Origin of the sequence: Glaesserella parasuis, from assembly GCF_017352235.1 — a bacterium.
Classification (GTDB): Bacteria; Pseudomonadota; Gammaproteobacteria; order Enterobacterales; family Pasteurellaceae; genus Glaesserella; species Glaesserella parasuis.
Map to the genome: position 1 here is coordinate 1,118,915 of NZ_CP071487.1, position 20,902 is coordinate 1,139,816.

General features: G+C 39.8%; 19 protein-coding genes. 11 read left to right on the plus strand and 8 right to left on the minus strand.

The genetic code is table 11. The features are described 5' to 3' along the window. The first annotated feature begins 139 nt into the window (after positions 1 to 139). The 7 genes from glnE (at position 140) to J1G47_RS05695 (ending at position 9,728) form a co-directional block, all read left to right on the plus strand. Entirely contained in the window at positions 140 to 2,998 is a 2,859-nt protein-coding gene (gene glnE, locus J1G47_RS05665) for a bifunctional [glutamate--ammonia ligase]-adenylyl-L-tyrosine phosphorylase/[glutamate--ammonia-ligase] adenylyltransferase (RefSeq protein WP_234924180.1), read from the plus strand. Between the two features lie 16 nt (positions 2,999 to 3,014). Beyond that, on the plus strand, positions 3,015 to 3,854 hold the full coding sequence (gene queF / locus J1G47_RS05670) for an NADPH-dependent 7-cyano-7-deazaguanine reductase QueF (protein ID WP_010786825.1): 840 nt from the start codon (positions 3,015 to 3,017) through the stop codon (positions 3,852 to 3,854). Positions 3,855 to 3,966: 112 nt separating this feature from the next. Then, positions 3,967 to 4,449 (plus strand): leucine-responsive transcriptional regulator Lrp, encoded by a 483-nt coding sequence (lrp, locus tag J1G47_RS05675; RefSeq protein WP_207326836.1) that lies wholly within the window; start codon positions 3,967 to 3,969, stop codon positions 4,447 to 4,449. 9 nt (positions 4,450 to 4,458) lie between these two features. Then, entirely contained in the window at positions 4,459 to 7,062 is a 2,604-nt protein-coding gene (locus tag J1G47_RS05680; RefSeq protein WP_038514054.1) for a DNA translocase FtsK, read from the plus strand. 83 nt (positions 7,063 to 7,145) lie between these two features. Further along, positions 7,146 to 8,237: a 3-deoxy-7-phosphoheptulonate synthase AroG gene (aroG, locus tag J1G47_RS05685; RefSeq protein WP_404856750.1), complete on the plus strand. Its 1,092-nt coding sequence runs from the start codon at positions 7,146 to 7,148 to the stop codon at positions 8,235 to 8,237. Between the two features lie 62 nt (positions 8,238 to 8,299). Next, on the plus strand, positions 8,300 to 8,992 hold the full coding sequence (tsaB, locus tag J1G47_RS05690) for a tRNA (adenosine(37)-N6)-threonylcarbamoyltransferase complex dimerization subunit type 1 TsaB (protein WP_075593055.1): 693 nt from the start codon (positions 8,300 to 8,302) through the stop codon (positions 8,990 to 8,992). A gap of 7 nt (positions 8,993 to 8,999) precedes the next feature. Next, positions 9,000 to 9,728: a hypothetical protein gene (locus J1G47_RS05695; protein ID WP_044009012.1), complete on the plus strand. Its 729-nt coding sequence runs from the start codon at positions 9,000 to 9,002 to the stop codon at positions 9,726 to 9,728. 258 nt (positions 9,729 to 9,986) lie between these two features. Here J1G47_RS05695 and J1G47_RS05700 read toward each other — a convergent pair whose 3' ends face one another. The 5 genes from J1G47_RS05700 to gyrB all read right to left on the minus strand — a co-directional run bounded on the left by J1G47_RS05700 (position 9,987) and on the right by gyrB (position 15,838). Then, positions 9,987 to 10,517 carry an RICIN domain-containing protein gene (locus tag J1G47_RS05700; protein ID WP_021113912.1) on the minus strand — a complete coding sequence of 177 codons (531 nt, stop codon included), beginning with the start codon at positions 10,515 to 10,517 and terminating at the stop codon, positions 9,987 to 9,989. A gap of 9 nt (positions 10,518 to 10,526) precedes the next feature. Beyond that, positions 10,527 to 11,360, minus strand: coding sequence for a cytolethal distending toxin subunit B family protein (locus J1G47_RS05705; protein WP_016528031.1), 834 nt, complete (start codon positions 11,358 to 11,360; stop codon positions 10,527 to 10,529). A gap of 8 nt (positions 11,361 to 11,368) precedes the next feature. After that, a complete protein-coding gene (locus tag J1G47_RS05710; RefSeq protein WP_005714937.1) occupies positions 11,369 to 12,049 on the minus strand; it encodes a cytolethal distending toxin subunit A/C in 681 nt (226 codons plus the stop codon). Between the two features lie 119 nt (positions 12,050 to 12,168). Further along, complete coding sequence (gene tgt / locus J1G47_RS05715; protein WP_010786820.1) at positions 12,169 to 13,326, minus strand: tRNA guanosine(34) transglycosylase Tgt; 1,158 nt, start codon at positions 13,324 to 13,326, stop codon at positions 12,169 to 12,171. Between the two features lie 79 nt (positions 13,327 to 13,405). Next, on the minus strand, positions 13,406 to 15,838 hold the full coding sequence (gyrB, locus tag J1G47_RS05720) for a DNA topoisomerase (ATP-hydrolyzing) subunit B (RefSeq protein WP_005713646.1): 2,433 nt from the start codon (positions 15,836 to 15,838) through the stop codon (positions 13,406 to 13,408). Positions 15,839 to 16,092: 254 nt separating this feature from the next. On the opposite strand from gyrB, the gene J1G47_RS05725 reads away from it, so the two are divergent. Next, positions 16,093 to 16,605, plus strand: a complete 513-nt coding sequence (locus tag J1G47_RS05725; protein WP_207326837.1) for a hemerythrin domain-containing protein — start codon at positions 16,093 to 16,095, stop codon at positions 16,603 to 16,605. A gap of 68 nt (positions 16,606 to 16,673) precedes the next feature. Further along, positions 16,674 to 16,835: a hypothetical protein gene (locus tag J1G47_RS05730; protein ID WP_234885393.1), complete on the plus strand. Its 162-nt coding sequence runs from the start codon at positions 16,674 to 16,676 to the stop codon at positions 16,833 to 16,835. A 22-nt stretch (positions 16,836 to 16,857) separates the two neighbouring features. Here J1G47_RS05730 and J1G47_RS05735 read toward each other — a convergent pair whose 3' ends face one another. Together J1G47_RS05735 and yjgA are read right to left on the minus strand one after the other, a co-directional pair. Continuing rightward, complete coding sequence (locus J1G47_RS05735) at positions 16,858 to 17,202, minus strand: SirB2 family protein (protein ID WP_010786816.1); 345 nt, start codon at positions 17,200 to 17,202, stop codon at positions 16,858 to 16,860. Between the two features lie 15 nt (positions 17,203 to 17,217). Beyond that, positions 17,218 to 17,751 carry a ribosome biogenesis factor YjgA gene (gene yjgA / locus J1G47_RS05740; protein ID WP_010786815.1) on the minus strand — a complete coding sequence of 178 codons (534 nt, stop codon included), beginning with the start codon at positions 17,749 to 17,751 and terminating at the stop codon, positions 17,218 to 17,220. Between the two features lie 128 nt (positions 17,752 to 17,879). Here yjgA and pmbA point away from each other — a divergent pair, with 128 nt between their 5' ends. Both pmbA and J1G47_RS05750 read left to right on the plus strand, forming a co-directional pair. Next, entirely contained in the window at positions 17,880 to 19,229 is a 1,350-nt protein-coding gene (pmbA, locus tag J1G47_RS05745; RefSeq protein ID WP_207326838.1) for a metalloprotease PmbA, read from the plus strand. Between the two features lie 290 nt (positions 19,230 to 19,519). Next, the gene (locus J1G47_RS05750; RefSeq protein ID WP_075592355.1) at positions 19,520 to 19,888 is read left to right on the plus strand and encodes a LacI family DNA-binding transcriptional regulator; all 369 of its coding nucleotides are present in this window, start codon (positions 19,520 to 19,522) and stop codon (positions 19,886 to 19,888) included. 407 nt (positions 19,889 to 20,295) lie between these two features. On the opposite strand, the gene leuD is transcribed toward J1G47_RS05750, so the two are convergent. After that, positions 20,296 to 20,901 (minus strand): 3-isopropylmalate dehydratase small subunit, encoded by a 606-nt coding sequence (gene leuD / locus J1G47_RS05755; protein ID WP_005713658.1) that lies wholly within the window; start codon positions 20,899 to 20,901, stop codon positions 20,296 to 20,298. Between the last annotated feature and the right edge of the window lies 1 nt (position 20,902).

Genomic DNA, 20,902 nt, shown 5'->3' on the forward strand with positions numbered 1-20,902 from the left:
AAATAATGAAGAATAAATGTGTGTCTTAACTTTAATATATTTGGGATAAGGTTTATGTATTTCACTTTTATGATATCTTTGTTACTAGCCTGTTTTCCCCGTACAATAACCCCAAACCACCTAACTTTGAGATCCTCTTATGTTTAATTTTCTTTTTGCTCAAGCTGAAACGAAATTGAATACGTTAATAACGTTACATCAAATTCCCGAACATCTGCAACATTCTCCCCAAATCCCACCGCTTATCAAAGCTATTGCAATGTCGGATTTCGTGGCTCAACAGTTGCAAAAACAACCTGAATTATTGACCGCTTGGTTGGAAAAATCGCCTGAAATTCAGGATGGTGAAAGTTATGCAGAGCGGTTGCAAGCGGTGATTTCTACGGTGAAAAATGAAGAAGAATTACAGCGTGAGCTACGCCGTTTTCGTCATCGTGAAATGGCAACTTTGAGTTTTATTCAATCTAATCAGCGAGCTTCGACCCAGCAGGTGTTTGAGCGGTTGTCGGATTTAGCTGAAGCCTTGATTTTGGGGGCGAGGGATTGGCTGTTTGAGCAGATGTGTGGCGAATATGGCAGGCCGATGAATGAGCTTGGGGAAAAGCAAGAATTGCTGATTTTGGGTATGGGTAAACTGGGGGGGCGAGAGCTGAATTTTTCGTCGGATATCGATCTGATTTTTACCTATCCTGATGTTGGGGAAACGGTAGGCGGTAGGAAGCCGATGGAAAACAGTAAGTTTTTCACTCGTTTAGGACAGCGGTTGATCCGTGCGTTAGACGAAATTACCCTTGATGGCTTTGTCTATCGGACAGATATGCGACTGCGTCCTTTTGGGGATAGCGGTGCTTTGGTGCTGAGTTTTACGGCGATGGAGGATTATTATCAAGAGCAGGGGCGTGATTGGGAACGCTATGCGATGATTAAGGCGAAAATTTTAGGTGAAGATCTGACGAACATTAACCATAAGTATTTGAAGCAGATGTTGCGTCCTTTTGTCTATCGTCGTTATTTGGATTTTAGTGCGATCCAGTCGTTGCGAGAGATGAAGCAGAAAATTAGTCGTGAGGTGTTACGGCGAGAGCTGGTAGATAACATTAAGCTGGGGGCTGGCGGTATTCGTGAGGTGGAATTTATTGTGCAAACCTTTCAGATGATGCGAGGGGGGCGAGATAAAATTTTACAGCAACGAAGTTTGTTGGCAGTGTTGCCACCGTTGGCTCAGTTGAATTTGTTGAGCGAAACACAGGTAAATAATTTGCGTGAGGCGTATCTATTTTTGCGACACACAGAAAATGTGTTGCAGGCAATTAATGATCAACAGACACAAACCTTGCCGACAAATGAAGTGGATCGGGCGAGGTTGGCGGTTGCAAATGGGGCAATGGATTGGGAAAGCTTTTTATTGCAACTACATCAACACCAGCAGAATGTTCGAGCGATTTTTAATGAATTGATTGGTGAGGACGGCAGTGAGGAAAGCGGTGAGGAAAACCCAAAATTTGCTGAATGGCGAGATATTTTAAATGTACAACTTACCCAAGAGGATTTAGCCACTGTTCTTGCGACTTATCCTGTGGCAACTCAAGATCATAGGGAGATCTACCAACAGCTCATAACTACTCTACAAGAGTGGGTGAAACGCCCGATTGGAGTAAGAGGGCGAGAGGTGCTACAGAAGCTGATGCCGAAAGTGTTGGATCAGATTTTTCACGAGGCGGATTATTTACTGTTATTGCCACGCATTTTGAAGATCGTAGATAAAATCACCTTGCGTACCACTTACCTTGAATTGTTGTTAGAAAAAGAGCAGATTTTGCCTCAACTATTGCAACTGTGTGGGCAATCAATAATGTTAGCAGAGCAAATTGCACGTTATCCGATGTTGCTTGATGAGTTTATTTTTCAGCAAAGTTTAATGACGATCTTACCGCTTGAGACTTATCCTCAAGCCTTGCGAGAGTATTTGTTGCGTATCCCAGAGGACGACGAAGAAGCATTGATTGACGGGTTACGCCAGTTTAAACAGAGCCATTTATTGCGTATTGCAGGGGCAGATATTTTGGGGGTATTGCCCGTGATGAAAATCAGCGATCACCTAACCTATCTGGCAGAAGCTATTATCGGGGAAGTGGTGAATTTAGCGTGGCGACAAGTGGCACAGCGGTTTGGTGAGCCTGAACATTTACAAAACGGCGAGAAAGATTTTGTGGTGATTGCTTATGGCAAGTTAGGGGGAATTGAGCTTGGTTATAATTCAGATTTGGATCTGGTGTTTTTACATAATGCCCCTGAACAGAGCGAAACAGTTGGCGGAAAAAAATCTATTTCAAGCCATCAGTTTTATCTTAAGTTAGCCCAAAAAATTAACGGTATTTTTAACTTGAATACCAGTGCTGGCGTGCTTTATGAAGTGGATATGCGACTGCGACCCTCTGGAGAAGCTGGGTTGTTGGTGAGTACATTTAATGCTTACAACCACTATCAGAAACACGAGGCGTGGACGTGGGAAAGTCAAGCCCTTGTGCGAACTCGTGCAGTATATGGTACTGCGGAACTTCGACAAAAATTTGAGCAAATTCGGCGAGAAACGTTAAGCCAAGAGCGTTCAAGCGGTCAGTTACGAGAAGATATTCGCAATATGCGAGAAAAAATGTACCACCATCTGAGTAAAACTACCGCAGGGCGGTTTTATTTAAAAACCGATCAAGGTGGGATCACGGATATTGAATTTATTGCTCAGTATCTTGTGTTAAACTATACCCATCAATATCCACAAATGGCGGATTGGTCGGACAATGTTCGTATTTTTGACAGCGCAGTGGCTTGTGGTATTTTGACTGCAGATGAAGGTGAACGATTGAAAGGGTGTTATACTGGTTTACGCGATCAAATTCATCGTTTAAATTTATTGAATAAAGAGAGTATTGTTGATGCCAGCGAATTTATTGATGAACGTCAGTATGTAGCAACTTGTTGGCAACGATTTTTGATGTAAGAGTGAGGGATTTAAAATGAATTACAATAATGAATGTCTTTCCATGTTAAAACTTGGAAAAAAAACAGAGTATAAAAGTACTTATGATCCTAGTTTGTTACAAGCGGTACCTCGTTATTTAAATAGAGAGAGTTTAGGTATTGTTAAACAGCAACCTTTTACGGTAGGAGCAGATATTTGGACTCTCTATGAACTTTCATGGCTTAATCAAAATGGAGTGCCCCAAGTAGCAATTGCAGATGTTATTATTGATAGTAGTAGTTCAAATATAATTGAGTCAAAAAGTTTTAAACTTTATTTGAATAGTTTTAATCAAATGCGTTTTCCTTCAAGAGAAGATGTACAAAGACGTATTCAGTCTGATTTAAGTAAATGTGCCCAAGGAGATGTCACAGTGCAAATTTATAAATTATCTGATTTTGCTATGCGATCAATTTCTGAGTTTAATGGAGAATGTATAGATAATCAAAACATCTGTATTAATCGTTATGATTTTACAAGAGAGTCCTTACAAGGTATTGCAAATGGGGAAATTGTAGAAGAAAGATTAGTAAGTCATTTATTGAAATCTAATTGTTTGATTACTTCTCAACCAGATTGGGGAAGTATTCAAATTTGTTATGTAGGGAAGCAATTAGATAGAGAGAAACTGCTGCGTTATTTAGTTTCGTTCAGAGAACATAACGAATTTCATGAACAATGTGTTGAACGAATTTTTTGTGATTTAATGGAATTTGCTCAGCCTCAAAAGTTGACTGTATATGCTCGTTATACGCGTCGTGGAGGGCTAGATATTAATCCTTTTCGCTCAAATTTTGAAGGAATACCAGAAAATTTAAGAATGGTGAGACAATAATGTATGTAGATGATGATTGCTGTAATTATTGTTTTTTGCAAATAGCCTTAGTCCCTCTAAAAAGAAGTGATAGAATGGAGTTTTTAGAACAATCCGCTAGAAAGGTCTTCAAATGGAAAATAAAAAACTAACAAAAGCCTTAGATGCTATTGATTTAAAAATCCTCAATGAATTACAACGTAATGGCAAAATTTCAAACATTGAACTCTCTAAACGTGTTGGGCTTTCGCCAACGCCTTGTTTAGAGCGAGTGAAACGTTTAGAAAAACAGAATATCATAATGGGGTATCGTGCTTTACTTAATCCAGAATTATTAGAAGCCCCTTTGCTCGTGATTGTAGAAATTACTCTTGTTCGTGGTAAACCTGATGTCTTTGAGGAATTTAATCGGGCGGTGCAGCAACTTGATGAAATTCAAGAGTGTCATTTAGTGTCAGGGGATTTTGACTATTTGCTCAAAACCCGTGTGGCTGATATGGCGGCGTATCGTAAATTATTGGGAACGACGTTGTTGCGTTTACCGGGGGTGAACGACACTCGTACCTATGTGGTGATGGAAGAAGTGAAGCAAACTAACTATCTACTTTTGAAATAAGGATTAGCTGTGATTGATCGTTTAAAAGGGAAAGAGAACCTGATTAGATTAGTGTTGTTGCTTTCGGCGTGTTTTGGGATTTATCTGATCACGGCGTGGGCGAGTTATAGTCCGTTGGATAATGCTTGGAGTACGGCAAGTTCTATTACCCACGAAACATTAAATAAAACAGGGGCATTGGGGGCGTATTTAGTTGATTTGCTCTTTGCGATGTTTGGTAAAGTTGCGGTATTTGTTCCTTTTGGGCTGGCATTTACGTCGATTTATGTATTGATTTTACGGTTAGCTGACGATCTAAACTGGGCGAAAATTGGGTTTTGGCTAGGGAGCTTTTTCTTATTTTTAGTCGGGCTGGCGGGGTTGTCGAGCGTATTGTTTGAAAATTCCCCTTACTATCTTTCGGGTGGTTTTATTGGGGGAATGTTAGCGTCTTGGCTCAATTCTCAAATGGTATTGTTGCTCGTTGCAATGCTATTAACGGCGGTAGGTTTCTATTTTTGTTCGGGACAGATTTTGTTGCAATTATTTAACCGCTTGTATCATTGGATCGTGGAAGGAAAAACCGAAGATAAGCCGAGTACGTTAAATACTGACGAGGCTGTTCAAACAGAGGAAAATGAGGAGAAAGTCGAAGCGGAGAGTGAAAGCGAAGAAACCGTAGATAACCCACAATACACAGATGTTTCTCAGTTTACTCGTCCGCATATTACGGGCTTGAAAACCGTTCAAGAGGAAGAAGTCGCAGCTGACGTTGAATTAACCGATGTAACAAAATTTAAAGTGGAGAACCCAAGTTCATTGCCAAGCATTACTGTTCCAGAGTTTGATGTTTCTGTCCCTTCTGTATCAACTTCCTTTGAGTCGCCGGAAGAAACAGTGATTATGCCAAACGTTACTGAGCCGGTAATGCCAAAGGTGCGTTTAAACCCTGTGGTGGAAGTGGCGGCAGAGCCTACAGTAGAGCCGTTTGAAGAAGCACAATCAACTGTGCAATTTTTACAAGAAAACCTACCGCTATTTGAACCTAAAGTAGCAACAGCAGAGGCACAGCCTGAAAAGAAGGGCGTAACTTATCCGAAAGGCTATGGCGATAGCCTTATTCACCCGTTGTTACAAACTAAGAGAAAGGTCGAAAAGCCAACCACGCCGTTGCCGACGATTGATTTATTGACGACAGTGAAATCAGAAGAACAGCAAATTACAGAGCAAGAAATTCGAGATACCTCAGCTCGAATTGAGCGTGAATTAGCGAACTTTGGGGTGAGGGCAACGGTGGAAGATGTGTTGGTAGGCCCTGTGGTGACACGCTATGAAATCAAACCGGCAGCAGGCGTGAAAGCGGCGAAGATTACCAACTTAGCTTCAGATCTTGCACGTTCGCTGATTTTTGAAGCCATTCGTATTACAGATGTTGTCCCCGGCAAACCTTATATGGGAATTGAAACCCCTAACCGTCAGCGTGAAACAGTTTGGTTGCGTGATGTGCTGGATAGCAATGAGTTTCGCCATACCAAAGCGACATTGCCGATGGCATTAGGAAAAGACATCAGCGGCAAGCCGATTGTGGTCGATATGGCAAAAATGCCGCATTTACTGGTTGCAGGGCAGACGGGGGGCGGAAAATCGGTCGGAGTAAACACGATGATTTTAAGCCTATTGTTCAAGCTATCGCCTGAGCAGGTTCGCTTCATTATGATCGACCCGAAAGTAGTTGAACTGTCGATTTACAACGATATTCCGCATTTGCTGACCCCGGTGGTGACGGATATGAAAAAAGCCGAAAATGCGTTGCGTTGGGCGGTGGAGGAGATGGAGCGCCGTTACCTACTGGTGAGTAGTTTAAATGTCCGAAACATTGAGGGGTTTAATGCGAAAATCGATCAAGCGGCAGCAATGGATCTGCCTATTCCAAATCCGTTGTGGCGACCTGGCGATACAATGGATAGTTTGCCACCACCATTAGAAAAATTAAGCTACATTGTGTTGATTGTCGATGAGTTTGCGGATCTAATGATGTCGGCAGGTAAACAGGTGGAAGATCACATTATGCGGATCGCCCAAAAAGCACGAGCGGTCGGTATTCACTTAATTTTAGCGACACAACGTCCATCAACTGATGTGATTACTGGGGTAATCAAAGCAAATATCCCAAGCCGTATTGCATTTACGGTGGCAAGCCAAATTGACTCTCGAACCATTTTAGATAAAGGCGGAGCAGAATCTCTATTAGGGCGAGGGGATATGCTATATTCTGGGGCAGGTAGCCCTGAAATGATCCGTGTTCACGGGGCATTTATGACCGATGAAGATGTTCAGCGTGTGGCGGATAACTGGCGAGCGAGAGGTAAACCAGAATATATTGAAAGCATTGTGGCAACACCAGAGGGTGATGAAAATGGCGAAAACTCAGAACGCACAAGCGGTGAGTTAGATCCACTGTTTGACGAAATTGCTCAATTTATGATTGACGGTGGGGCAACCTCAATTAGTGGCGTACAACGTCGCTTCTCACTAGGCTTTAACCGTGCAGCGAGAATTATTGATCAACTAGAAGAACAGGGGATTATTTCTGCTCCAGATAGTCGAGGCAAGCGAGAAGTGCTGGCGAGATAAAGGTGTTTGGAGTATTTGACAAACCTATGGCATTCTTTTACTTTAGAAAGAATAACAATTATATAACATAAGGATTTATAGCAATGAGCAATAAAGTGGGCAACACAATGTATAAAAATGATGATGTTCGTATTAACCATATTGAAGAACTGTTACCACCAGTGGCACTATTAGAGCGTTTTCCCGCAAGTGATGTTGCAGCGGAAACAGTCGCGACCGCTCGTGAAGCAGTTCATCGTATTTTACACGGAGCAGATGACCGCTTGTTAGTGGTGATCGGGCCTTGTTCTATTCACGACCCGAAAGCCGCATTAGCATATGCGAAAAAAATTCAAGAAATGCGTGCAAATCCGTATATTAATCAACATCTTGAAGTAATTATGCGCGTCTATTTTGAAAAACCACGCACCACTGTGGGTTGGAAAGGGCTTATTAACGATCCTTACCTAAACGAAACTTTTGCACTAAACGACGGATTGCGTATTGCTCGCAAAGTGTTATCGGATATTAATGATTTAACCGTACCAGCTGCAGGGGAATTTTTAGATATGATCACCCCGCAATATGTTGCAGACTTTATGAGCTGGGGAGCGATTGGTGCAAGAACAACCGAATCACAAGTTCACCGTGAACTTGCATCTGGCTTATCTTGTGCTGTAGGCTTTAAAAATGGAACAAATGGTGGCGTGAAGATTGCCTTAGATGCGATTGGCGCAGCAGAAGCCCCTCACCACTTTTTATCCGTAACTAAGTTCGGGCATTCCGCGATTGTTTCAACGGCGGGTAATCCAGATTGTCACATTATTTTGCGTGGCGGTGATAATGGCACAAATTATGATGCGGACTCTGTTGCAAAAGTGTGTGTGGATATCGAAAAATCTGGTCGTCGTCCGCACGTTATGATTGATTTCAGCCACGCAAATAGCCAAAAACAGTTCAAACGTCAATTAGATGTATGCAATGATGTGGCACAACAAATTGCGAACGGCTCACACCTTATTTCAGGGGTAATGATCGAAAGTCACCTTGTTGAAGGTCGCCAAGATTTAGTTGAAGGTAAAGAATTGGTTTACGGACAGAGCATTACCGATGGCTGTATTGGCTGGGAGGACAGTGAAAAAGTGCTATTCCAACTTGCTGATGCGGTAGCAAAACGCCGTCAATTAGGCAAATAATTGGTATTATGTAGTCTCGCGTTTTTCAAGCGAGTTCAACATTATTTTCTTTATATGACATTATGAACAAAACTATTTTAGCACTAGATACTGCCACTGAAGCCTGTTCAGTGGCTTTGTTACATCAAGGTAAAATCACATTTATTAATGAATTAAGTCCAAGAACCCATACTCAACGCATTTTGCCGATGGTAGATGAATTGCTTACACAAGCGGGGATTTCTGTGCAACAAATTGAAGCACTTGCTTTCGGAAGAGGTCCAGGGAGTTTTACTGGGGTGCGTGTTGGTGTTGGGATTGCTCAGGGGTTAGCTCTTGGTGCTGAGTTGCCTGTTGTGCCTGTGTCTAACTTACTAACAATGGCGGAAGAGGCTTATCAAACCTTGAATGCCAACAGTGTGATTGCATTAATAGATGCTCGAATGAATGAAGTCTATTTTGCACAATTTGAACGAACAGAGCAGGGTTGGCAAACTCAGGTTGCAGAACAGGTCTGTTCACCAGAAAAAGCAATTGCCCAAATGCAACTCATTGAAAATACTGTGGTTGTAGGAACGGGCTGGGCAGCCTATCCACAATTTGAGCAGGCTAACCTCGCTGTCAAAGTAACGGAGATTACCTTACCATCAGCAAAATATATGTTATCTTTGGCAATTGAGAAGGTTGTACAAGGAAAAGTACAGTCGGCGTTTGATATTGAACCTGTTTATTTGAGAAATGAAGTGACTTGGCAAAAGTTGCCGCATAAGTTGTAGGTATATTATGTTGAAAATTGCGAATAAATTTATTTCTTCTTCTATTTCAATGGCTTTTTGGGGGGTAACTGGGTGGTCGGTTGCTTATGCCTATGGTTGGGGGCAGTCATACTTTTATGGTTTCCCTTGGTGGTATGTTGATGTGGGAATTAGTAATGTTGCTAGAAGTTTAGGATATGTGCTTTGGAATACGGCTATTTTATTTCTTACTTATTTAATTGGATTATATATTCTAATAAAAGCTAAGAAATATATGCCAGAACCGTATATTCAATTTTTACGAGCATATATTTTGATTTGCATAGGGCTAAGTCCTCTTCTATTTGGCTATATTGCTTCAATAGGAAGATGTAACACTTATGTCGGATTAGGTTATTTATTATTGATATTATTATTTACTTTAATATTTAAGAACTATATAAATCATAATATTCCAAGTATTTCTGTTAAAGCAACTATGCAATTTTTATATAAAAATCAGGTGTATATAATTATCTGTACATATTGCTGTTTTGTAATGTTTGCTTTTATAACGGGTTATATTCGTCCTAATTTTAAAAATACTTTTGATATAATAGATATTGATCATAAAACCTATTATATATTGGCAAAATATAGCGATACTTTTATTTTAGCTAATGAGATACATGCAAATAATGATAATTTTTATATTTATAAATTATCACCTAATTCGTTATTTCATATAAAAGTAGTGAAGGTATCTACATCTAAATAATGTACTTGTACATCAAAGAATAGGGGCAGTAAATTTAAAATGTTGATGGACTAATTTTACAAAGGCATAGTAGACAAGTTTGTTGCTAATGTTTGTTTTCTTTAAACATTAGCAACCCTTTTTATTTGGCATAGTAGACAAAATGGTTGCTAATTTCGTGAAAACTATGCCTTTTATTTAAAAAAATCTTGTATAAACAACATCTTACATCATTTGGAATGGAAGGGCTAATCAATTTAGCCCCTAAAAATTGTAATGTTATAATAACCTACTAGGTCCAAAAGGCGGAGCAATAATCCAAAGATGTTTTAACGGAATATTGCTAGGTTCTGCTGAAGAAGTTCGCAAGCAGTTTTGAAAACCATAACTGCCATAATTCTCGCTGGTTAAACATTTTCCTGTGTTGGGTTCTGTCAGAATAAATGCTCCTGTATCTGTTGGGACTAATCTAAATAAAGTGTCTGTTTGTCCACAAGGCAAAGTACCACCATCTCCAACCAAGCAACGCTCTTCTTTATCAACTACTTTAAATTGTACGAACCGACGATTTTTAACAATAGCATCGACAAGTCTCCACTGCACCTCTCTTGGATCATTCCGAGCGTAGCTCCGATTAGATACTGGCTCCCCCGTATTTAAACTGCGTAAAGAGATAATAGGGGGCTTTATTTCAACAACATCAGGATAAGTTGATGGTGTTGGCGTAGGTGCAGGTGGCATCGGTGGTGTTTCTGCAAGGGAAAACTGGCATAGTCCTAATGTCATCAATAAAGTAAAACGCTTTAACATAGTTCCCCCTTAACGTTTTTTCACAAAGCTGACTGGGAAATGATCAGAGGTAATCTGCGATCTCATCTGATTAAACATAATGCTGGCACTGACCGTTGTATTTTGTGTGGTTTGATTCGCATTGTGTAACACTGCATAATCCAATACATTGCCAGAACGATGGGTAGGTTCCGTTGGTGCAACAATTAATGTGGCATTGCTTAATCCTGGTTCTGTGTTTAATGCTTCTTGCATTCTGCCTGGAGAACGATTGAAATCACCTACTGCCATCCAATTGATATGTCGTCTTTCCTCAGTATTAAAGAACGTATGAATATTTTGAATCAAACTTAATGAATCAGCACCGCCTGAAGATAGAGCGTGAATACTAAAGAAAGCATCATTATCAATACGAATGCCTATGGCTGGACGAGAGGTTAATACACTAGAACCAGAGTTAATCACATATACTTCGCTTGCCATACGACGAGCAATAATCGCAAGATTAACTCGATTTGCCCCGACATCTAAGCGAGAGTAATAGATATAAACATTATTTGGACGACTTCTTGTCCCTAAGTTCCACACATATTCATCAATTGGAAAACCAACCCCCTCGGGCTGAACCATTCGGCGTGTATGAACGGCGGTAGATGGCAATGAGCCTGCTTCTTGAACCATTAAAATACCTGCCGCTTGAGGCCCCGTCAAAAGCTGACGAACATTGATGTTCCATTTACTTTCATTAATCGCAGAAGAACCTTGCAAGTTCCACGTTGCAACCGTATAGTTTTCCAAATTTGCCAAGACAATTTGAGGAAGTAAACAACATACTAATGCTATAGCTCGATTAAATAACGTCATTTTTCCTCCTATAATGGATTAGCACTAAGTAATGGTGGTGTGAGATAGAACGTTTGATCGTGTAACGGTGTAATACGTTTATCATCACAACGATCCAAAGTCAGCGTAAAATAGCCAGTGGTACTCACCGCATTGTAAGTTAAGCAACGCTGCTGGGAAACACTTTTAATGAACACCGATCCTGTCGAGGTTGGCAGTAACTCAAAATCTTGATCTAAATTATTTGGATCACAGCTATCTTGAATCACACCATTTCCATAAGCCTGCATACAAGATCCCATCTGCTGATTAGTAAAACGAAAATGTTCTTGACGGAAGCTCCGCTCAATTCGCCAATTACGCAATTTGCCAAAATCTTGAGAATTAAGCGGCGGATACATCCAAAGCCAGCTACGACGATCAACAGACCACATCGTAATCACCGCCCCATTTTGTCCCATAATACTGATAAAGTCGTTAAATTCGGCAGTATTTGATGGACTGGTTGCTAACAAATTGACCGTTGGTGGGCCAGGCAGTTTTAACAGACTTGTTGGTAAAGGGGGCGTAGGGTTTAGCGTTTCCTCAAACAACGCTTGATCATCCTTTTTCTCTTCCTGTGGTTTTTGCGTTTTTTCACAACTACAACTGCAACCAAGTAAAGCACTTGTAAAAATAGCAAGTGAAGTTAGATATGTGAGCTTTCTCATTTATATCTCCTTGTGATAATTTGAGAAAATCTATAGTCAATGTTTACTTTGATCAAGAAAATTTACAACGGAACTCTGCAAGTTTAAACAGCAATTTACTATTGTGTTTGTCAAATTAATTAAGCATTTTCACCCTCTTTGGCTAATTGTAACGGTGGAACTTCCTTGCCGATACGTTGATAAAATTCGACAACAAAATCATCAAAGCGAGCTTCATCAATCGCTTGGCGGATTTCTGCCATTAAACGTTGGTAATAACGTAAATTGTGAATGGTGTTTAATCTTGCCCCTAAAATTTCACCGCATTTATCAAGGTGATATAGGTAGGCTTTGGTGTAGTTTTTACAGGTGTAGCAATCACATTCAGGATCAAGCGGTGAGATGTCATTGCGATATTTCGCATTGCGGATTTTGACAATACCGTTGGTGACGAATAAGTGTCCGTTGCGAGCGTTGCGAGTTGGCATTACACAGTCGAACATATCGATCCCACGGCGAACACCTTCCACCAGATCTTCAGGTTTGCCTACGCCCATTAAGTAGCGTGGTTTATCCGCAGGGATTTGTGGGCAAACATATTCTAAAATGCGGTGCATATCTTCTTTCGGTTCGCCAACGGCTAAACCGCCCACCGCATAGCCGTCAAAGCCGATTTCAACCAGTTTTTCTACGGAAACTTTACGCAATTCTTCATAAACTCCCCCTTGAATAATGCCGAATAGAGCATTTGGGTTTTGTAGTTCGTCAAAGCGATCACGACTGCGTTTTGCCCAACGTAGCGACATTTCCATTGACTGTTTTGCATAGTCAAAGGTCGCTGGGTATGGGGTACATTCGTCGAAAATCATCACAATATCCGAGCCGAGATCGTATTGAATTTCCATAGATTTTTCTGGGGATAAAAAGACTTTTTCGCCACTGATTGGGTTTTGGAAATAAACGCCTTCTTCTTTGATTTTGCGTAATTTGCCTAAACTAAAGACTTGGAAACCGCCTGAGTCCGTAAGAATTGGACCGTGCCATTGCATAAAATCGTGTAAGTCGCCGTGCTGACGCATAATCTCTTGCCCTGGGCGTAACCATAGGTGGAAGGTGTTGCCAAGCAGAATTTGAGCACCTGTTTGTGCTACTTCTTCAGGGGTCATCCCTTTAACCGTGCCGTAAGTCCCAACGGGCATAAATGCAGGGGTTTCAACGTGATATTCGCCCTTTGGACGAGAAAAAGTTAATCGACCACGACGAGCGTTGCCGTTTGTTTTTTTTAGTTCGTATTTCATTTTTTTCCTCAAATAAACAGTCTGAGTAGAAAAGAATAAGGCGAATAGATATTCGCCCTACAAAATAATTTAGTGGGGATTAAATGTCTAAATTTGCATATAAGGCATTATTTTCGATAAAATCACGACGTGGTTCTACTTCATCACCCATTAATGTTGTAAAGAGTTTATCTGCTGCAATTGCATCAGTAATAGTAACTTGTAACATCTTACGTGCTACAGGATCCATCGTTGTTTCCCAAAGCTGCTCAGGGTTCATTTCACCTAAGCCTTTATAACGTTGAATGGTTAAACCTTTACGAGACTCTTTAACCAACCAATCAATGGCTTCGGCAACACTTTCTATTGATTGCTGGCGTTCACCACGTTGTACATACGCTGTAGGTTCAAGGAGATCGCTTACTTGTTCGCCTAATTTAGTAATACGAGTATATTCATTACTTGTAATAAAATTGAAATCCAAACAGTAAGTTGTGCTAATTCCGTGTGTAGTAACAATTACTTGAGGTTCATAAATATGGCGTTCTGCATTATAAAATACCTCTGCAACATAAGTACTTCCACTAGTTTCTTTAGCTGTTAAGATCTCAACAATTTTGTTATTCCAAGCGGTCACTTCAGTTTCATTTTTTACAAATTCTGTCGTGAGGGCTGGCTGATAAATTAATTCATTCAGTAAAGCAGTTGGATAACGACGGGCTAAACGCTCAAACAATTTTTGAACATCATTATATTCAGCAATTAATTTCTCAAGTGCTAAGCCATTTAATGCTGGTGCTTTATCACTTACGTAAAGTGAAGCACCATCTAAGGCTAATGCTAATTCATATTGCTCCATTTCCGTATTATCTTGAATATATTTCTCTTGCTTACCTTTTTTCACTTTATAAAGTGGTGGCTGTGCAATATAGACATAACCACGTTCAATTAATTCTGGCATTTGACGATAGAAGAAAGTCAAAAGCAAGGTACGGATGTGTGCACCATCGACGTCCGCATCGGTCATAATAATAATTTTATGATAACGCAATTTCTCAATGTTATATTCATCACGACCAATACCTGCACCTAATGCAGTAATTAACGTCGCAACTTCTTGTGAAGAAAGCATTTTGTCAAAACGTGCCTTTTCTACGTTTAGGATTTTTCCTTTTAACGGTAAAATCGCTTGGTTTTTACGATCACGCCCTTGTTTTGCGGAACCACCTGCAGAATCTCCCTCAACTAAGTAAAGTTCAGATAATGCAGGATCTTTCTCTTGGCAGTCTGCTAATTTACCTGGTAACCCCCCTAAATCCAATGCGCCTTTACGACGAGTCATTTCACGAGCTTTACGTGCTGCTTCACGGGCACGGGCTGCATCAATGATTTTAGTCACAATATTTTGAGCATCATTTGGATTTTCTAATAGATATTCCTGTAGTGCTTCATTCATTGAGCTTTCCAATGGATTTCTAACTTCAGAAGAAACTAATTTATCTTTTGTTTGAGAAGAGAATTTTGGATCTGGTACTTTCACTGAAATAACAGCGACTAAACCTTCACGTGCATCATCACCCGACGCATCAATTTTGGCATCTTCTTTTTTTAGTTTTGCCCCTGTTTCCATATAGTTTTTCAAGGCACGGGTTAATGCACCACGGAAACCTGCTAAGTGCGTACCGCCATCACGCTGTGGAATATTATTGGTGAAACAATATACATTTTCGTTAAAACTATCATTCCATTGCATTGAAATTTCAATGCCTATATCATCTTTTTCTGTTGAAAGATAAAATGGCGTTGGGTGAATTACGTTTTTACCTTCATTCAAATATTCAACATAAGCACGGATACCACCCTCATATTTGAAATGTTCTTCCTTATCATTACGTTCATCAACTAAGCGAATCGATACACCTGAATTTAAGAATGAAAGTTCACGTAAGCGTTTAGATAAAATCGCATATTCAAATTCCGTTTTATTTTTGAAAATATCATAACTCGGCCAGAAACGGACGGTTGTTCCTGTCTTTTCTGTTTCGCCAATTACTGCTAAAGGTGCATCAGGATCTCCTAAACTATAAAATTGTTCGTGAACGTGACCTTCACGACGAATAGTCAGTTGAAGTTTGGACGAGAGGGCATTTACCACTGACACCCCAACCCCGTGCAAGCCGCCTGATACTTTGTAAGAATTATCGTCAAACTTACCGCCTGCGTGTAATACGGTCATAATAACTTCCGCCGCAGACACTCCTTCTTCAGGGTGAATCCCCACAGGAATACCTCGCCCATCATCTTGCACAGACACTGAATTGTCCGAATGAATAGTCACGACAATATCATTACAGTAACCAGCTAAAGCCTCATCGATTGCATTGTCCACAACTTCAAAAACCATATGGTGTAAACCTGTGCCGTCATCAGTATCTCCGATATACATACCCGGACGCTTACGTACAGCATCAAGACCACGTAATACTTTAATGCTAGAAGAATCATAGCTATTTGGTTGATTTTGTTCTGACATTGTTGTTCCTATATTAACTTAAATCGACAACGGCAAAATCTGCCGAAAATTAGGCAGGATTATATCAGAAAAGGGAAAAAGGGGGAAGGAATCAAACGTACTCAATAGGATTTAGCCAAATCATTACCACAGTAGGTCGCATTATTTTTCAGATAGTAACACATTTTTATGATTGAGGCTTAATTTAGGATTATTTACTATATATAATATCCAGTACATGTGATGATGTAATACTTACACAAAAGGATAACTATATGTACATTTTAACTCCTCAAGAATTTGTCACTTGGGACGAACCGATTGAAATGCTTTATGCTTGCCACGGAAAGGTCAAAAGTTTCTGCCGTCAGTTACAACTGTTGCCAGATTACTTAGCGAAAAAGGGGATAAATCAAGCGGTCAAAAATGATGTACAGCAGATCTTAAATTACTTCAATCAATCTGCACCCTTACACCACGATGACGAAGAAAAAGATTTCTTCCCAGCATTGATTAAGCAACGCCCAGAAGCGCAAACGGACGTAGATTTGCTCGAAGCACAACACATTGAATTACATCAAAATTGGGACGAACTTTCCGCCCAATTAGTCGCCTTACTCAATGGCGAAATTCAGCAAATTGACCGTGAGTTAATCCAACGCTTTGTAGCGGGTTACGATCAACATATTGCGATTGAAGAACCGCTTTTTGAATTAGGGCGAGAGCATCTAAGCCAAGAAGAACTCAACTCAATCGGGCAGATTATGGCAGAGCGCCGTCGGGTTTAATGGTGAATTATTCACTTGATCTCACCGCTTACCGTTGCCCTCTTCCTCTTTTGTCGGCAAAAAGGGGAATGTTACAGTTGAATAGCGGAGAAAGTTTGAAACTTCATTTGAATAAAGACGTTTTATTAAACGATATTATTTTATTATGCCAAGAAATTCAGTGCGAGCTCAAAAGCAAAATAGAGTCAGAAACAGAAGTTATTTTATTCATCTATAAAGATAAGGCATAGTAGTAATACTATGCCTTATTGTTTATTTAACTGTTGCTACCATCATCACCATCATAAAACTGACGACAGCAAGAATGAAATGTTTGAGAGAAAAAGGTTGCTCTTTCTTGAAGGCTTTTGTCGCATAATAAATATACATCACCAAAAAGAATAACTTCGCTAAAATCCACGTTTGAAAATCCATGGCGAAATAGACAAAAATGCCCACACCAGACAGTAATAACAAGCTATCAACAGCGTGTGGTGCAATTTTTAAGAGTTTATATTGTCGCCAATCAACCATTCTTGCGGAAAGTAATCCGCGAACCAGTAATAGCATTAAGCTGAGGTAAGCTAAACCAATATGAGTATAAAAGATCGTTTGCATTAATTTTGTCCTTATTTAATTTTGTTCAATAATTGTAGATTTTAAATATTGAAAAATTTCACGATAATTTTTCGGTGGTTTATTTGCTTGCTTCTCTTTCTGTACGGCACGGATTAAATTGCGTAAATGCTGACGATCCAATGTCGGATATTCATCTACAAGCGGATTGATTGCACTGTCGCCTTGCTCAATGAGTTCATCTCGAATTAACTCTAATTTGTGCAATAGGGCTTGTTGCTGATTATGGCGATTTTCAACTTTATCCAATGCTTCCTGAATAGGTTCGTGATCGACATTGCGTAGCAATTTTCCGATATATTGAATTTGACGGCGACGAGCTTCTAAACGTAAGCGTTGTGCTAACTCAATTGCTTCACGCAAGGTATCATCAATAGGCATTTTAGCAAGATTAGCACTATTCAGTTCTATCAAACTTGCCCCTAATTTTTTAAGATGTTCCGCATCACGTTTAATTTCACTTTTACTTACCCAGATGATCTCCTCTTCTTCATCTGTCCAATCAATCTCATTACGTTGTTTTTTAGCCATTGCTATTCCTTTCTTTTACAAAATTTGCGTAGTTTATCAGAAATTTAGGGTAGAATGGCGAGATTAAGTGAAAAGAGAACAGTTTTACAAAAATTTTCGCTAATCCTACCGCTTATAGAAGGAAAATTATGTCATTTATTACCAAACAAGAACTTCAAGCTCAAGAACAAACCTTACGTCAAGCCGTTGAAATTGCACTGGATTTAGCCCAAAAAGCGGGTGCAACGGCGGAAGTGGGTGTAACCAAAGTCGCAGGCTTATCAGTTTCTACACGCTTAGAACAAACAGAAAATATTGAATTTAACAACGACGGCTCACTCGGTATTTCTGTCTATCTCGGTAAACGAAAAGGCAATGCTTCAACTTCCGATTTGCAACCAAAATCTATTCAACAAGCGGTTGAATCGGCACTTGCAATTGCAAAATATACCTCAGAGGACGACTGTGCAGGTTTAGCTGACAAAGAAATGATGGCATACCAAGCCCCCGATTTGGCGTTATATCATCAAGCAGACATTACCGTTGATCAAGCGGTTGAACTGGCTATTGAAGCGGAACATTATGCACTACACAGCGATGATCGCATTGTCAATAGCGAAGGGGCAACCTTCAATTCACACGCAGGCATTAGAGTTTATGGCAACACACACGGTATGCTACAAAGCTACCTATCTAGCCGATATTCCCTCTCTTGTAGCGTCATTTCAGCCTATGAAGATCAGTTAGAGCGAGATTACGAATACACTATCTCTCGTCAATTTGACCAACTTGCCTCGCCAAAATGGGTTGGGCAACAAGCTGCAGTCAAAGCCGTTGATCGCCTAAACCCTCAAAAACTGGCAACCTGTGAAGTTCCTGTGATTTTTTATAACGACATTGCCACAGGGCTTATCGGACACCTCGCAGGTGCAATTAGTGGTGGAGCTTTATACCGCAAAGCCAGTTTCTTGCAAGACAAATTAGGTGAACAGATTTTACCGACTTGGTTTGAAATTAACGAAAAACCGCATCTACTTCGCCAACTTGCTTCATCACCTTTTGATAGCGAAGGCGTTTACACTCGCGATCACCAAATCATTAAAGATGGCGCATTACAGACCTATCTTTTAACGACATACAGTGCTAAAAAATTAGGTATGCAAACGACAGGACACGCAGGCGGTATTCACAACTGGCTAGTCAAACCTAATCGCACAGGGGGATTAACTGCATTACTTAAAGAGATGGGAACAGGTTTACTTGCCACCGAAATGTTAGGCAGTGCGATTAATGGCGTGACTGGAGAGTATTCACGGGGAGCTGCAGGTTTTTGGGTTGAAAATGGCGAAATACAATATCCTGTTGCAGAAATTACCATTGCAGGACAGCTACAAGAGATGTTTAAAAATATCGTTGCTGTTGGTGATGATATTGAACATCGTTCGAATATTCAGACAGGTTCAATTTTATTGGAAAAATTGAAAGTGTCGGGAGAATAAAACGATGAAAATTATCTTCAGGCTGTAGTAATATATGCATAAACTTTTTATACAGTAGGAAGACCAAGTGTGGCGTTCCTACTGTTCTTTCTTTGGTTCAAAGCTACATAATACTAGAAAACTGATTAACATAATGTAAATACATGTTTCATGTGCTTGATTCATGGTAATAGTTATTTTTGTATAGTAAGGCAAAAATAGAGTAGTAAAGTTTTAAGGTACGACAATGATTGTAACGATAAAAGATCTTGCTAAAGAAGCAGGGGGTTCTTTATGTACGGTTTCTAAATGTGCTAAATGGCAAGAGTGGCGTAAGTTTAGACAAAATTGAAAAAGTACAGCGTGCGATTGAAAAATTAGTCTACCAACGCAATATGCAGGCGGCTCAGTTAAAACGGGGCGTAAGCAATAAAATTGCGATTATTCTGCCAAATATTATTGATGTAAAATATAGTAGCCTGTATGAAAATCTGAATGCAAACTTTCAGCAAGATAATTTCATTTTTGAACTTTATCTCACTTATAACCAGGAAGAAAAAGAGCGAGAAATTATAAAGCGGATTAAAGAAGAAAATTATCTTTCTTTAGAAACATTATCGAACTATTTTTCAAGCAATGTTCTTCACAGTTTTTGCCAATTTCAACAAAAAATTTATTAGGTTCCCTTTGATCCAAGTTTTCTGATGCTTTTTTATCGTAAAGATTTATTTGAAGATCCTAAAATCAAGCGGTTGCTGAAAGTTTATCACAGCTAAAAACTTTATATCATCATTCGATTTTATTAGAAAAATGTTGGTGGAAAGAAGAAGTAAAATTATTTGAACAAGGGAAAATTCCGTTGTTAATTGTCTATATGAACCACTTTAGCACAGATTGAGCGAGAGATTGGGGTGTTGAATGGGTAGAAACACGGCGTGTTCTTATCATTTAATTATTCGTAAAAGCTGATTCTCAGCAGAGACAGGCATAGTAGACAAACTTGTCTACTATGCCCCACAAAATGGTGTAATAGACAACGCTGCCACCAATAATTGTAGATGTTTTAAATAGAAAAACTTATCTGCAACTAACGCAAAAACGCAGGAATTTTACTTTCGTAATCTGCAATTTTTTCTTCGTGCTGCAAGGTTAAACCGATATTGTCTAAACCATTTAATAAACAGTGACGACGGAAGCTGTCGATTTCAAAATGGTAGGTTTTGCCATTTGCCGAAACCGTTTGAGCTTCTAAATCGACTGTAATGGTCGCACCTTCATTCGCTTCGACATATTTGAAAAGTTCATCAACTTCTTCTTCGCTTAAACGCACTGGTAACATTTGGTTGTTTAAACTGTTACCATAGAAAATATCAGCAAAACTTGGGGCGATAATGGCTCGAATGCCGTAATCATCTAACGCCCAAGGTGCGTGTTCACGGGAAGATCCGCAACCAAAGTTTTCACGAGCCAATAAAATACTTGCCCCTTGATAACGTGGGAAATTCAGCACGAAATCAGGATTTGGCTGTTTACCTTCATCATCTAAGAAACGCCATTCGTGGAATAAGTGAGCGCCAAAGCCGACACGGGTCACTTTTTGTAAGAATTGCTTTGGAATAATTGCATCGGTATCAACGTGCGAAGCATCAAGTGGAACTGCTAAACCAGTATGTTGTTTAAATTCTTTTGCCATT